Raw genomic sequence first — 12,677 nt, 5'->3', positions numbered from 1 at the left:
ATGCCTTTAATCATATTAATAGGAGTTGAAATGAATCAAATCAATTATGACGATATCCTTAAGGATTATTTTTTTAGTAAGTCTTTACGGCCGGCCACCGAGTGGAGTTATCTCAAAGTGACGAATTCTTTCAGGCGGTATACCGGTGACACGATGCTACCGGGGGAAGTGAATCGTACAACCGTACTGAACTGGCGCAGGCATGTGTTAACTGAGCAGGGGCTGTCGTCGAGAACCTGGAATAATAAGGTGGCTCATATGCGCGCCATTTTTAACCACGCGTTGTCGCAGGATTTTGTGTCACAGAAAGATAATCCATTTAATGGCGTTATCGCCCGACCGGACGTTAAGCGTAAAAAAACGCTGTCTGAGGCTGAAATCAAAAAAATATATCTGGTCATGGAAGCGAGAGAAAGCGGGGAGAATGTCGGTATTATTGAAAAATTACGCAGCGCCCTGCGCCCTTCATGGTTCTGGCTGACGGTGGTGGATACGCTGCGCTATACGGGCATGCGGCAAAATCAGTTGCTGCATGTCCGCCTGGGCGATGTCAACCTGGAAGAAGGATGGATAAACCTGCGGCCCGAGGCATCAAAAAATCATAAAGAACATCGGGTGCCCATTGTGTCCGCCCTGCGCCCCAGGCTGGAACGGTTAATTACCGCATCGTTGGCGCGGGGAGCGGAGCAGGGGGACCAGCTGTTTCACGTCGGCCGTTTTGACGGCAGAAAGGATGAAGTGACGGAAAATATGGACTATCCGCCGCTGCGCTCCTTCTTTCGGCGGCTCTCGGTGGAATGCCGCTGTACGGTCAGCCCGCACCGGTTTCGGCATACCATCGCCACGGAAATGATGAAATCCCCCGACCGCAATCTTAAAGCGGTGCAGACCCTGTTAGGGCATTCCAGCGTGGCGGTGACCATGGAGTACGTTGAAGGCAACATAGACAGTCTGCGGGTGGCGCTGGAGGAGACATTTTCAGGGCGAGTGTGACTTAAACCAAATCCACATGATTGAAAGCAAAAAAAGGGGATTTTTATTTACAGAAGATTGACATAGAGGAGTTGGATCGGTAAATATTCATTTCGGCAAGACGAGAGAAGTCCGAAGAGTGCTCAAATCACTCTCCGGACTCTTAGTCCCGTATGTTCAACCACAGTTGTGTATCAGGCTACAACAACTCGGTTTCAAATATGGGAACCATTTTTCATGCCCGTTAAGTTCTCATCTCTTAACGAACAGGCTCTGAAGACATGGTGCCCGGACTCGGAATCGAACCAAGGACACGGGGATTTTCAATCCCCTGCTCTACCGACTGAGCTATCCGGGCAACGGGGCGCATTAAACCGTATTGGCCGCATGACGTCAACGGCTTTATCACTTTTACCGGTTCGGTTGCCGAGATTTCGTCCGTTTGCGAAAATTCCCGCCCAACAGGCATAAATCCCTGGAATAAGCCCCTATTGGTATAATAAGTTATGTCATAATCTAACAAAACTAAATAATTTATATGTTTATCATTAGGTTGGGTGATTTTTATATTTTATTTATCACGCGATTTTTGCTTGAACCTGAGGGGAAAAAATGCAATTATTGCGCAAATTTCTCTAATTTCTACTGCAAGGTCTTTGGGAGCCGCCGGTATGAAACATTCCATGCTGCTGCGTAATAGCGTCGGGCATATATGCCTGGTGTTATCCTATCTTTGCCCAAACAACCTCGACCCCCGATGTACGCCCCTGCTCGCCATGCGGTGAGGTTATCTCCTGGCTCCCTGTTAAGCAGTCGTAAAAACAGAGGTTTGCTCTGCTTTTACTGATGCTTATCGGCTGCTGTTAATACCAGTATTTCCGATAGATTACCGTATCCACCGACGGAAGCGGTGATGACATCTTATGCGGGATGATTTGTTGTTCTCCCATCGCGTGCTCTCAGGCACATACACTCATCCTTAACCTTTGGGATTGGTGACATGAAATTATTAAAAATAGCAGCCAGCGCGGCCCTAGCGAATCGTTTGTTTACCGAACGGGAAATCGTATTGCTGGATAATACCGATTTTACCGATGTCGCAGCCTTGGTGGTGACCGTCGCCGATGCCCGGGCGGGCTTGCTCAGCGTCTTGCGTAACACCGGGCTGTCGTTACCGGCGTTTATCGCCGTGGACGCTCCGGCGCAAGCGGCCGACGTGACCCTGCCGCCGCAGACCGAACTGCTGATCCTGAGCGGCGCCGAACCCCATGGACCGATACTGGAAGCCGCCGCCGCCGGCTACCAGCAAAACCTGCTGCCGCCTTTTTTTGATACCCTGACCCAATATGTCGCCATGGGCAACAGCACCTTTGCGTGCCCGGGCCACCAGGGCGGCCAGTTTTTCCGCAAGCATCCCGCCGGCCGCCAATTTTATGAATTCTTCGGTGAGAACATGTTTCGCGCCGATATGTGCAATGCCGATGTAAAACTGGGCGACCTGCTGATCCATGAAGGTTCTGCCAAAGAAGCGCAAAAATTTGCCGCCAGGGTATTTAACGCCGATAAAACCTATTTTGTGCTTAACGGCACATCGTCGGCCAATAAAGTGGTCACCAACGCGTTGCTCACCCGTGGCGATTTAGTGCTCTTCGATCGCAATAACCATAAATCCGTTCATCACGGCGCATTGATCCAGGCGGGTGCGACCCCCGTCTATCTTGAAACCGCCCGCAATCCGTTTGGGCTTATCGGCGGTATCGACGCCCATTGCTTTGATGACCGCTACCTGCGCCGCCAGGTAGAGGAAATCGCCCCCTGGCGCGCCGAACAGCAGCGGCCGTTTCGCCTGGCGGTCATCCAGCTCGGCACCTATGACGGTACGATCTATAACGCCCGCCAGGTGGTGGATAAAATCGGCCATTTGTGCGATTACATCCTGTTCGATTCCGCCTGGGTTGGCTATGAACAGTTTATCCCAATGATGGAGCAGTGCTCGCCGTTGCTGCTCGACCTGAATGAACATGATCCGGGTATTTTTGTGACCCAATCGGTGCATAAACAGCAGGCCGGCTTCTCGCAAACCTCCCAGATCCATAAAAAAGACGCGCATATCAAAGGTCAAAAGCGCTTTTGTAATCATAAACGCTTCAATAATGCCTTTATGCTTCATGCGTCCACCAGTCCCTTTTATCCGTTATTCGCCGCGCTGGAAATCAATGCCAAAATGCATGAAGGGCCCGCAGGGCGACGCCTGTGGCTGGACTGCGTTAAATTGGGCATTGATACCCGCAAGGACATGCTGGCGCAGTGCCGCCTGATCCGGCCCTTTATCCCCGATCGCGTCGGCGGCAAGCGCTGGCAGGATCATGACACCGACGCCATGGCCCATGACGTCCGGTTCTTTAATTTCGTGCCGGGGGAGCCATGGCACGCGTTTAGCGGTTATACCCAAAATCAATACTTTGTCGATCCCTGCAAGCTGCTGCTGACTACCCCCGGCATTGACCGGGTGAGCGGCAATTATTCGGCGTTCGGCATTCCGGCCACCATCCTCGCCACCTACCTGCGTGAAAATAATATCGTGCCGGAAAAATGCGATCTGAATTCGATTTTGTTCCTGCTCACGCCGGCGGAAGACGAGCCAAAGATGCGTCGGCTGACGGCGGCGCTGGTGCGGTTCGAGCGTTATATCGAGCAGGATGCGCCGGTAAGTGAAGTGCTGCCCAGCATCTATGAGAAATATAACGCGCGTTACCGGGGCTATACGTTGCGTCGCCTGTGCCAGGAGATGCACGACCTGTACGTCAGCTTCGATGTGAAGCAGTTGCAGCGTGAGATGTTCCGCCGTGATCACCTGCCGCAGGTGGCGATGAACCCGCAGGAAGCCAATATGGCCTTTGTGCGCGGCGATGTGGAACTGGTTGCCGTCAGCAAGGCGGAAGGCCGTATCGCGGCGGAAGGCGCGCTACCCTATCCTCCGGGCGTGCTGTGCGTGGTCCCCGGCGAAGTATGGGGCGGGGCGGCGCAACGTTATTTCCTGGCGCTGGAAGAGGGGTTAAACCTGCTGCCGGGCTTTTCACCGGAATTACAGGGGGTATACGCGGTGCGGGAAGCGGATGGTGTACAACGGCTGTACGGCCACGTTATCGGTCATTAACCCGCTCCGGTAATAACAAAAACGGCCCCGGTATGCGGGGCCGTCAGGCTGCTGACAACATTGCCCGCCGGCACGCCTTGCCGGCAAACTCACCGTCCCGTTTAACAGGGCGGCGAGACGATGGCGAAGACCGTCAGCGGTAGTTTTTCTGCAAACTGCTTACCTTGTACAGGTACCGACGCGACTCGGCTGACGGGTGTTTGGTGGTCAGCTTCTCGTAAACCTCACCCGGATCCAGATCGTTGATCACCGAGAACGCCCGGTTCTTGTCGCTGGAGAATACCCGCAATACGCTGCCCGCGCCGCCGTTATAAGCGGTAATCACCGCGTAACGCCGGGAGGTCGGGTTAACGATCCCCGCCAGGTAGCTGGACTGCAGCAGCGCCAGGTAAGCGGTGCCCGTATCGATATTATTTTCCGGATCGAACAGGTAACTGCGGCTCGGCTGGCCCCATTTGCCCTTCATCTTGAACACGTCCCGCCCGGCGCTGTGCTGGACCACCTGCATCAGGCCCAGCGCGTCGGAGTGGCTGACCGCATAAGGGTTGAAGCTGGATTCGGTTTGCATGATCGCCAGGATCAGCGACTGGTCCACGCCGTATTTCAGCGACGCGCTACGCACCATCGGCAGATATTTATGGGCGCGTTTATCCAGGTGGTTAGCCACCAGCTGGATGGTCACCGACCAGATCTGGCGCAGGCCGGACGTGCGCTGTTGCAGCCGGGTTTGCAGCAGGTAGTCGGCGAAGTGGGCGGCGCGCCATTCCCAGCGGATGGCATCGCCGTTATTGTCCACCACCTGGCCGTACAGGAAGGGCTGCTTGCTGATCTTGATATCATTGACGTCGGAATACAGATCGATGGAGCCGGGGTTGTCACCCATCAGCAGCGTGCTGATGATCGCCTGGCGCAAATGCGCCGCCGGATCGCCGGCAATGGTCTCGATGGTAATGGTCCCGGCGTCAAAGTTGATATGGCTACGGGTTTGGTATTGATCGGTATATTTAACGTAATCCTTCGGTCCGGCAATCAGGACCTCGTTTATGCCCCAAATATTCTCGATGTTATTGGCGAACTGCCCCATCAGGATATCAAAACCATTAGTGTCTTTAATGTAGGCTTCGTTGTCCTCGCCCTTATGGCTGGAACAAGAAAACAACAAGGGCGCTATCAACAGCAAAGCTAAAATTTTCTTCATCTTACGGGCCGTGTCAGGACGAGATAGGCATAGGGGGCCGGTAACGGCCCAGATAAAAAATCATGGTTTTGGCGGGGTATACCCTTCGACGTGCACGTCCTGGCCTTCAAACAGAAACTTAATCATTTCCTGTTCCAATATCTTACGGTCGGCGACATTCATCATGCTGAGCTTTTTCTCGTTAATCAGCATGGTTTGCCGGGTCTGCCACTGCGCCCAGGCTTCCTTGGAAATATTGTCAAAGATGCGCTTGCCCAATTCGCCGGGATAGAACTGGAAATCCTGCCCTTCGGCCTCTCGTTTCAGAAAGGTACAATAGATGGTTCTGCTCATTGTTATTCCTCTTGGTTGCCAGGGCGACCCATGACCGGTTGACGCGGTTTGCCGGTTGGCGGTTTACCCACCTGCAATAATAAACGTTCGACCGGCGCGGCCAATCCCACTGAAGGCGGCTGCGCTAAGTTATACCAGAGTCCGGCGGCTTCATCCATGCAGCGCTGCGTGCCGTTCGTATTTAGCAGCACCGGGACGATATCCAGGTGGAAGTGGCTAAAGGTATGACGAAACGCCGTCATCTGCTCACCCCGGCTGATGTCCAGGCCGCGGCTTTGCAGCCAGCTTGCCAGCTCCTCGCGTTGCGCAAACTGCGGGAAGCAGAATAATCCGCCCCACAGGCCGACTCCCGGGCGCTGCTCCAGCCAAATCCGCTGCCCTGACTGCAGCAGCACGAACCAGGCGGTTCTTTCCGGCAGGACCTGACGGGGTTTCTTGCCGGGGTAAAGTGCCCAGCTGTGCGTGGCGTACGCCTCGCAGCCGGTATGCAGCGGGCACAGCTCGCATTTCGGCCGCGCGCGGGTGCAGACCAGCGCGCCCAGGTCCATCATGGCCTGGTTGAACTGCCCGACGCCCTCGGAGGGGGTCATCTCGGCGCTGAGGCGCCAGAGCCGCTGTTCGACCTCTTTTTTGCCCGGCCAGCCGGCCACGGCAAAATAGCGCGCCAGGACACGCTTCACATTGCCATCAAGGATAGGATAATGTTGGCCAAGCGCCAGTGATAATACCGCGCCGGCGGTGGAACGGCCGATGCCGGGCAGGGCGGTGACGTCGTCAAAGGCTGTGGGGAACTCGCCGCCGTGCCGTTCGGCGATAAGCTGCGCCGCCTTGTGCAGGTTGCGCCCGCGGGCATAATAGCCCAACCCGGTCCACAGATGCAGCACTTCATCCTGCGCCGCCGCCGCAAGCGATCCGACCGTGGGAAATTTGGCCATAAAGCGCTGGTAATAGGGGATCACCGTGGCGACCTGGGTCTGCTGCAACATGATTTCCGATAGCCAGACCTTATACGGCGTCTTGTCCAGCTGCCAGGGAAGGGTTTTGCGCCCGAAGCGCCGGTACCAGTCCAGCACTTGTTGCGCGAACGGTTGCGCTTGTCTCATCTGTGGGGTATTACTCTCCGGCGGGTCTTAGGGTCAAAATATCAGGCAGCGATTCCAGCACAGAGTTGTCATACTGTAAACAGGAACTTTCCGGCGCCGCCTACTTGCTAATCAACGCTATCTTTGCATAATGCGCGATTGCCAATCAATTTGTATAAAATGAAACTACTATGAGCAATGACGTTATCTCTCATGAATTTGACGACCAGGGGCGGCCGCTCCGGCGCATACGCAGTTTTGTCCGCCGCCAGGGCCGGCTGACCAAGGGCCAGCAGTTGGCGCTGGATACCCTGTGGCCGGCCATGGGCCTTGAGTACCAGCCCGCGCCGGTCTCGCTGGCTACGCTGTTCGGCCGCGAGGCCCCGGTAACCCTGGAGATTGGTTTTGGCATGGGCGCGTCATTGGTGGAGATGGCGGCGGCGCATCCGGAACAGGATTTTTTGGGTATCGAAGTGCATCTGCCGGGCGTTGGCGCCTGTTTGCTCAGCGCTCGTGACGCAGGCATCAGTAACCTGCGGGTCATGTGCCACGACGCGATTGAAGTGCTGGAACATATGATCCCGGACGAAAGCCTGGCCCTGGTACAGCTCTTCTTCCCCGATCCGTGGCATAAGGCCCGTCATAATAAGCGGCGCATCGTGCAGACGCCGTTTGCCGAACTGGTTCGCGGCAAGCTGAACGCCGGCGGCATATTCCACATGGCCACCGATTGGCAGCCCTACGCCGAGCATATGCTGGCGGTAATGAGCGAGGTGGGGCATTTCCGCAATCTGTCCGCACAGCAGGATTATGTGCCGCGTCCCGAATTCCGGCCGTTGACCAAGTTCGAACAGCGGGGCCAGCGATTAGGCCATGGCGTTTGGGATTTAATGTTCGAAAAAAGTGTCTGATACAGGTCACTTATCTTCAGGAGAGAATATGTTGCGCAAAGCAGTTCTGGGTATCTTGATGTTAACCGCCTGGCAGGCGCAGGCGGATTATCAGTGCCAGGTAAAACCGCAGGACGATATTTTCATCACCGCGCAGTCCGTGCAGGTGGTGGGCGCCAGCGGCAATGTGGCCATCGACCGTAACGGCGACGTGGTGCGTAACGGCCGGCAGGTGAGCCTGGACGCGCGCGCGCGGCGGCAGGCGGTGGATTACCAGGCGGAGATACGTCAACAGCTGCCCTGGATTGATAACGGCGCCCAGGCGCATCTGGAGAAGGGGCGCGTGGCGCTGGACCGGGTTATCGTGCAGCAGTTGGGCAGCGACAGCAACGTGCGCAACCGGCTGACCACGCTTGATAAACAGCTTAAGCAGCAGATGAACCGCATCCTGGAGCATCGCAGCGAAGGCCTGGCTTTCCATCATCAGGCCATTGATCAGGTGGAGCAGGACGGCCAGCGCATCGTGCAGCAAAGCATGGGCGGCGTGGTGCAGGACAGCCTGAACGAAATGGGCGTCAAGCAGACGGTGGACGCCGCAACGGGCAATAGCCCGCTGCAGTCGGTAATGGGTAACCTGGGTAATTTGCAAAAGGCGATCCAGGCTGAGTGGAGTAACCAGGAGCAGGAATTCAAGCAATTCGGCGACCAGGTGTGCCAACGGGTGACCAACCTGGAGCGGCAGCGCAGCGAACTGCTGAAATCTCTGCCGCAATAACGCGCTCAGTCCATAAACAGTTCCAGTAGCGGATTAAGGAACAGCTTTCCTTTTTCCGTCACCTGCCAGTCGGACGGGCTTTCAGTGATATACCCACCGGCCAGCGCGCGATCCAGCGCGCGGCGCGCCGTGCTTTCATCCAGCCCGGTGAAGGCGCCATACTCGCGGCGCGGCGTCGGTTCCAGTAACCGGAACCGATTCATGAAAAACTCAAACGGCAAATCATCCGGCTCCACCACATGACGCTTATCCAGGTATTTACCTTGCATATACCCCCGGGGATGACGCACTTTCACCGTGCGCAGCACGCGCCCGCCGGGCTGGGTTAATTTGCCGTGGGCGCCGCAGCCGATGCCCAGGTAATCGCCAAAGCGCCAGTAATTCAGGTTGTGCCGGCACTCGAAACCGGGCTTGGCATAGGCCGAGGTTTCATATTGCCGGTAGCCCGCCGCGCCAAGCAGCTCATTGCCCTGCTGGTAGATATCCCATAGCGCGTCGTCATCGGGTAATACCGGCGGCCTGGAGCCGAACAGCGTATTGGGTTCGATGGTCAGCTGATACCACGAAAGATGCGGCGGCTCGAGCAGTATGGCCTGGCGCAGGTCGTCCAGGGCCTGTGCCAGCGTTTGATCGGGCAGGCCGTGCATCAGGTCGAGATTAAAGCTGCGCAACCCCAGCCCGGCGGCCAGGCCGGCCGCGCGCCGCGCCTCCTCCGGTCCGTGGATGCGGCCCAGGCGCACCAGCTTTTCCGGCTGGAAGCTTTGTATCCCGATGGAGATGCGGTTAACCCCCGCCTGCTGGTAGCCGCGAAAGCGATCGGCCTCGACGGTGCCGGGGTTGGCTTCCATGGTGATTTCAGCCGTGGCGCTCACCGGCAGCCGCGCGCGCGCGCCGTCGAGCAGCTGTTGCATGGCCCGCGCGCTCAGCAGGCTGGGCGTGCCGCCGCCGATAAAAATAGTGCCGATTTCCCGCCCGCCGGTGTAGTCCTTGTCCAGATCCAGATCCGCGAGCAGATGGTCGACGTACTCTTCGTGCGGCACGTCGCCTTTCAACGCATGGGAATTGAAATCACAATAGGGACATTTTTGTACGCACCATGGAATATGGATGTACAGGCTGAGCGGCGGTAAATTATGCATGGCGCAGGGCGTTCAGCAGCAGCGACAGGGCCTGGCCGCGGTGGGATACGCGTTGCTTTTCCGCACGGCTCAGCCCGGCGGCGGTGCGCCCCTCGGCCGGCAGGTAAAATACCGGATCATAGCCAAAACCGCCCGTACCCGACGCTGCGCGGGCGATGACGCCGCGCCAACTGCCGTGGCAGACCAGCGGCGTGGGATCAAGCGCGTGGCGCAGGTAGACCAGCACGCAGTGAAAACTGGCCCCGCGCTGGTTATCCGGCACGTCCCTGACGGCGTCGAGCAGTTTTACCAGGTTCTGCGTATCGTCCGCGCCCGCGCCCGCATAACGGGCGGAATAAATTCCCGGCGCGCCGCCAAGGCAGTCCACCGCCAGGCCGGAGTCGTCGGCGATGGCCGGTAAGCCGGTAACGGCGGACGCGTGGCGCGCCTTGAGAATGGCGTTTTCGATAAAGGTCAGGCCGGTTTCCTCGGCGGAATCCACGCCCAGGGATGTTTGCGCCACCACGTCCAGGCCGAAGTCCGCCAATAGTTCCGCCAGCTCGGCCACTTTGCCGGCGTTACCGGTGGCCAGTACTACTTTTTGCATATCGTCTATCCGCAATAAGGGATGTTTCAGGTTCAGGCGGGGGGGAACCCCGCGCCGCCGATGCCGGGGCATGCCTCAGGCATCGGCGTTGTCGTCCGCCAGCAGCTGCGCGATAAGCGCGGGCAGCCGTTGTGGCTCGGCTATCCGCAGTTGCTTATGGCGGCCCAGTTCGCCTTTCTCGATAGTGACCCGGCTCCTGGCCACGCCGAACTGCCTGGCGATGAATCGGGTAAGATGTTCATTTGCCTGGCCGTCCACCGGCGGCGCGGTGATTGCGATCTTTATCTCGTCGCCGTGCGGGCCGACTATCCGATCGCCGCTGGCTTTCGGCTGGATATAAAGTCGCAGCACCACGTCGCCCGCGTCATGCCAGGCATAGATCACAGCCGGTACCACAGGGTCGGGAACAGGTCCATGCCCAGGTAGTTGAATACATACAGGATCAGGATCACCACCATGGCCGAGAAATCAATGCCGCCCATGGCGGGGATGATACGGCGCACCGGCGCCATCAGCGGTTCGCTAAGCTGGTATAACACCTGATCCATCGGGCTGCGCCCCTGGCTGACCCAGCTCATTAACGAACGGATGATAATGACCCAGAAAATCAGCTGCCCGGCGGATTTTACCAGCGTCAGCAGTCCGACCAGCAGATACAGGGGATCGGGCGACACGCCGCCAAGCTGGATCAGCATTTCCAACGGGAATTTCAGCGTGGCCAGGATAAATGCCAACAGCAGCGACGCCGTGTCGATAGGGCCCATCGAAGGAATAACCCGACGCAGGGGTTTGATCACCGGCTGGGTGATTTTAACAATAAATTGTGAAAACGGGTTATAAAAGTCGCAACGGGTCCACTGCATCCAAATCCGCAGCAGCAGCACCATGATATAAAAATCAAATAGCGTCTTGACCAGAAACGTCAGCGTCAGCATAAGAGGGTAATGTCCTTAATAACGTTAAAATGCACGATTACGGCAAAAATCAGAATAATTTTTCCATCTCTTCAGCACGCGCAACCGCGGCTTGCATGGCATCGGCTACGGTCTGCGCCAGCCGATGCTGTTCGAATACCTGTAATGCGGCGGCGGTGGTGCCCCCTTTAGACGTCACATTTTGCCTGAGCGTCGCAAAAGGCGTTTCGCTATTGGCTTCGGCCAGGGCGGCGGCGCCGGCGGCGGCCTGTCTTACCAGCAGGCCCGCCGTCTCCTGGTCAAATCCCATCCTGACCGCTTCCCGCTGCATGGCTTCCATAAACAGGAAAAAATAGGCCGGCGCGCTGCCCGCCGCCGCGATCACGCTGTTAATGCCGTTTTCCTGATCCACCCAGCAGACTTTACCCACCGCGCCCATCAGATCGGCGGTAAAGTTGCGATCCGCCCCGCCGACCTGGTCCGGCGCATAAAGACCGCTCATGCCCTTGCCGACCAGCGACGGGGTATTGGGCATTATGCGCACGATATTCAACGGCTCGCCGAGCAGGGCGTAAAACCGGCTCACGTTAACACCGGCGGCGATGGAAAGCACCAGTTTGCCGGAAAAATCCACCGCCGGGCGGAGCTGTCCGCAGACCTCGGCCATCAGCTGTGGTTTTACCGCCAGCACCACGACATCCGCCTGGCGCGCGCCGGCCAGGTTATCGGCGCTCTCGTGCACGCCCAGGCGTGCGGCCAGGGCGTTACGGTTAACCTCCGACGGGGCGCAGACGGTAATCAAACCGGCGGGATAGCCGGTGGAGACCAAACCGGCGACGATGGCCTGGGCCATGTTGCCCGCGCCGATAAAGGTAATTTTACGCTGTTGCATGCTATTCCTCATGGTAATGGTTATGCCGTCGGGGCCTGATAATCCCTTGCGCCGAAAATAGCGGTGCCGATACGCACCAGGGTACTGCCGGCGACTATCGCCGCCGGCATATCATCGGTCATTCCCAACGACAGCGTGTCGACGCCGGGATGACGCCGGCGCAGATCCCCGAATATTGCCGCCATCTTTTGGAACACCGCCAACTGCCGTTGATAATCCGCCTGCGGGGCGGGAATGGCCATCAGGCCGCGCAGCCGGAGCCGGGGCAGCTCCGCGACCTGGGCGGCCAGCTCCGCCAGGCCGGCCGGCAAAATCCCCGACTTGCTGTCTTCGCCGCTGATATTGATTTGAATCAGCACGTTGAGCGGCGCAAGCGCTTGCGGACGTTGGTTGTTGAGGCGTTGCGCCAGTTGCCGGCGATCCAGGGTATGCAACCAGTCAAAATGCTCCGCCACAAGCCGGCTTTTATTCGACTGTAGTGGGCCGATAAAGTGCCAGCTCAACGGCGTGGTAACCGCTTTTTGCTGAAAATAGCTGATTTTTTCTATGCCTTCCTGAACGTAATTTTCACCAAAGGCGGTTTGCCCCGCCCTGATGGCTTCTTCGATCACCGTCACAGGTTTGGTTTTACTTACGGCGAGCAGGGTGATTTCTTGCGGATCGCGGCCGCATTGACGCGCCGTCGATGAGATTCGCTCGGTTACCTGCTGTAGATTCTGCTCGATAGTACTCATGGTTT

At 57.4% G+C, this 12,677-nt stretch carries 13 protein-coding genes and 1 tRNA gene; 4 read left to right on the top strand and 10 right to left on the bottom strand.

Annotated features, from left to right (window positions below; genetic code table 11):
• Nucleotides 1-30: 30 nt before the first annotated feature.
• Nucleotides 31-993, top strand: a complete 963-nt coding sequence (locus GRH90_RS15930) for a tyrosine-type recombinase/integrase (RefSeq protein ID WP_162366948.1) — start codon at nt 31-33, stop codon at nt 991-993.
• A 261-nt stretch (nt 994-1,254) separates the two neighbouring features.
• Here GRH90_RS15930 and GRH90_RS15925 read toward each other — a convergent pair.
• Nucleotides 1,255-1,330 (bottom strand) — tRNA-Phe (locus tag GRH90_RS15925).
• A 642-nt stretch (nt 1,331-1,972) separates the two neighbouring features.
• On the opposite strand from GRH90_RS15925, the gene GRH90_RS15920 reads away from it, so the two are divergent.
• On the top strand, nt 1,973-4,129 hold the full coding sequence (locus tag GRH90_RS15920; protein WP_162366947.1) for an ornithine decarboxylase: 2,157 nt from the start codon (nt 1,973-1,975) through the stop codon (nt 4,127-4,129).
• A 133-nt stretch (nt 4,130-4,262) separates the two neighbouring features.
• Here the strand turns inward: GRH90_RS15920 and mltC are convergent, their stop codons facing one another.
• Genes mltC through mutY form a run of 3 tightly spaced genes read right to left on the bottom strand, consistent with a single transcriptional unit; the run spans nt 4,263 to nt 6,763 of the window.
• Nucleotides 4,263-5,327, bottom strand: coding sequence for a membrane-bound lytic murein transglycosylase MltC (mltC, locus tag GRH90_RS15915; protein WP_162366946.1), 1,065 nt, complete (start codon nt 5,325-5,327; stop codon nt 4,263-4,265).
• Nucleotides 5,328-5,387: 60 nt separating this feature from the next.
• A complete protein-coding gene (locus tag GRH90_RS15910) occupies nt 5,388-5,660 on the bottom strand; it encodes an oxidative damage protection protein (RefSeq protein ID WP_162366945.1) in 273 nt (90 codons plus the stop codon).
• Between the two features lie 2 nt (nt 5,661-5,662).
• On the bottom strand, nt 5,663-6,763 hold the full coding sequence (gene mutY / locus GRH90_RS15905) for an A/G-specific adenine glycosylase (RefSeq protein ID WP_162366944.1): 1,101 nt from the start codon (nt 6,761-6,763) through the stop codon (nt 5,663-5,665).
• Nucleotides 6,764-6,933: 170 nt separating this feature from the next.
• Here mutY and trmB point away from each other — a divergent pair, with 170 nt between their 5' ends.
• Both trmB and GRH90_RS15895 read left to right on the top strand, forming a co-directional pair.
• Complete coding sequence (gene trmB / locus GRH90_RS15900) at nt 6,934-7,653, top strand: tRNA (guanosine(46)-N7)-methyltransferase TrmB (RefSeq protein ID WP_162366943.1); 720 nt, start codon at nt 6,934-6,936, stop codon at nt 7,651-7,653.
• A 28-nt stretch (nt 7,654-7,681) separates the two neighbouring features.
• Complete coding sequence (locus GRH90_RS15895) at nt 7,682-8,407, top strand: YggN family protein (protein ID WP_162366942.1); 726 nt, start codon at nt 7,682-7,684, stop codon at nt 8,405-8,407.
• 5 nt (nt 8,408-8,412) lie between these two features.
• On the opposite strand, the gene hemW is transcribed toward GRH90_RS15895, so the two are convergent.
• The 6 genes from hemW to GRH90_RS15865 form a co-directional block, all read right to left on the bottom strand.
• Nucleotides 8,413-9,546: a radical SAM family heme chaperone HemW gene (gene hemW, locus GRH90_RS15890; protein ID WP_162366941.1), complete on the bottom strand. Its 1,134-nt coding sequence runs from the start codon at nt 9,544-9,546 to the stop codon at nt 8,413-8,415.
• Nucleotides 9,539-10,132 carry an RdgB/HAM1 family non-canonical purine NTP pyrophosphatase gene (rdgB, locus tag GRH90_RS15885; RefSeq protein ID WP_162366940.1) on the bottom strand — a complete coding sequence of 198 codons (594 nt, stop codon included), beginning with the start codon at nt 10,130-10,132 and terminating at the stop codon, nt 9,539-9,541. The genes hemW and rdgB overlap by 8 nt, the downstream gene beginning before the upstream one ends.
• A gap of 75 nt (nt 10,133-10,207) precedes the next feature.
• Nucleotides 10,208-10,516 carry a DUF167 family protein YggU gene (gene yggU / locus GRH90_RS15880; protein ID WP_376766087.1) on the bottom strand — a complete coding sequence of 103 codons (309 nt, stop codon included), beginning with the start codon at nt 10,514-10,516 and terminating at the stop codon, nt 10,208-10,210.
• Complete coding sequence (locus GRH90_RS15875) at nt 10,513-11,067, bottom strand: YggT family protein (RefSeq protein ID WP_162366938.1); 555 nt, start codon at nt 11,065-11,067, stop codon at nt 10,513-10,515. The genes yggU and GRH90_RS15875 overlap by 4 nt, the downstream gene beginning before the upstream one ends.
• 49 nt (nt 11,068-11,116) lie before the next feature.
• Nucleotides 11,117-11,938, bottom strand: a complete 822-nt coding sequence (gene proC / locus GRH90_RS15870; RefSeq protein ID WP_162366937.1) for a pyrroline-5-carboxylate reductase — start codon at nt 11,936-11,938, stop codon at nt 11,117-11,119.
• Between the two features lie 20 nt (nt 11,939-11,958).
• Nucleotides 11,959-12,672 carry a YggS family pyridoxal phosphate-dependent enzyme gene (locus tag GRH90_RS15865; RefSeq protein WP_162366936.1) on the bottom strand — a complete coding sequence of 238 codons (714 nt, stop codon included), beginning with the start codon at nt 12,670-12,672 and terminating at the stop codon, nt 11,959-11,961.
• Nucleotides 12,673-12,677: the final 5 nt, after the last annotated feature.

This window comes from Acerihabitans arboris, assembly GCF_010131535.1.
Lineage (GTDB): Bacteria > Pseudomonadota > Gammaproteobacteria > Enterobacterales > Enterobacteriaceae > Acerihabitans > Acerihabitans arboris.
The sequence above is the reverse complement of the archived record's forward strand: the minus strand, read 5'-3'. Positions and strand labels throughout refer to the sequence as shown.

What these genes read in the sequence shown, in the direction of transcription:
- GRH90_RS15930 (WP_162366948.1), top strand. Translation starts at nt 31, where the DNA reads ATGAATCAAATCAATTATGACGATATCCTTAAGGATTATTTTTTTAGT.
- GRH90_RS15920 (WP_162366947.1), top strand. Translation starts at nt 1,973, where the DNA reads ATGAAATTATTAAAAATAGCAGCCAGCGCGGCCCTAGCGAATCGTTTG.
- mltC (WP_162366946.1), bottom strand. Translation starts at nt 5,327, where the DNA reads ATGAAGAAAATTTTAGCTTTGCTGTTGATAGCGCCCTTGTTGTTTTCT.
- GRH90_RS15910 (WP_162366945.1), bottom strand. Translation starts at nt 5,660, where the DNA reads ATGAGCAGAACCATCTATTGTACCTTTCTGAAACGAGAGGCCGAAGGG.
- mutY (WP_162366944.1), bottom strand. Translation starts at nt 6,763, where the DNA reads ATGAGACAAGCGCAACCGTTCGCGCAACAAGTGCTGGACTGGTACCGG.
- trmB (WP_162366943.1), top strand. Translation starts at nt 6,934, where the DNA reads ATGAGCAATGACGTTATCTCTCATGAATTTGACGACCAGGGGCGGCCG.
- GRH90_RS15895 (WP_162366942.1), top strand. Translation starts at nt 7,682, where the DNA reads ATGTTGCGCAAAGCAGTTCTGGGTATCTTGATGTTAACCGCCTGGCAG.
- hemW (WP_162366941.1), bottom strand. Translation starts at nt 9,546, where the DNA reads ATGCATAATTTACCGCCGCTCAGCCTGTACATCCATATTCCATGGTGC.
- rdgB (WP_162366940.1), bottom strand. Translation starts at nt 10,132, where the DNA reads ATGCAAAAAGTAGTACTGGCCACCGGTAACGCCGGCAAAGTGGCCGAG.
- GRH90_RS15875 (WP_162366938.1), bottom strand. Translation starts at nt 11,067, where the DNA reads ATGCTGACGCTGACGTTTCTGGTCAAGACGCTATTTGATTTTTATATC.
- proC (WP_162366937.1), bottom strand. Translation starts at nt 11,938, where the DNA reads ATGCAACAGCGTAAAATTACCTTTATCGGCGCGGGCAACATGGCCCAG.
- GRH90_RS15865 (WP_162366936.1), bottom strand. Translation starts at nt 12,672, where the DNA reads ATGAGTACTATCGAGCAGAATCTACAGCAGGTAACCGAGCGAATCTCA.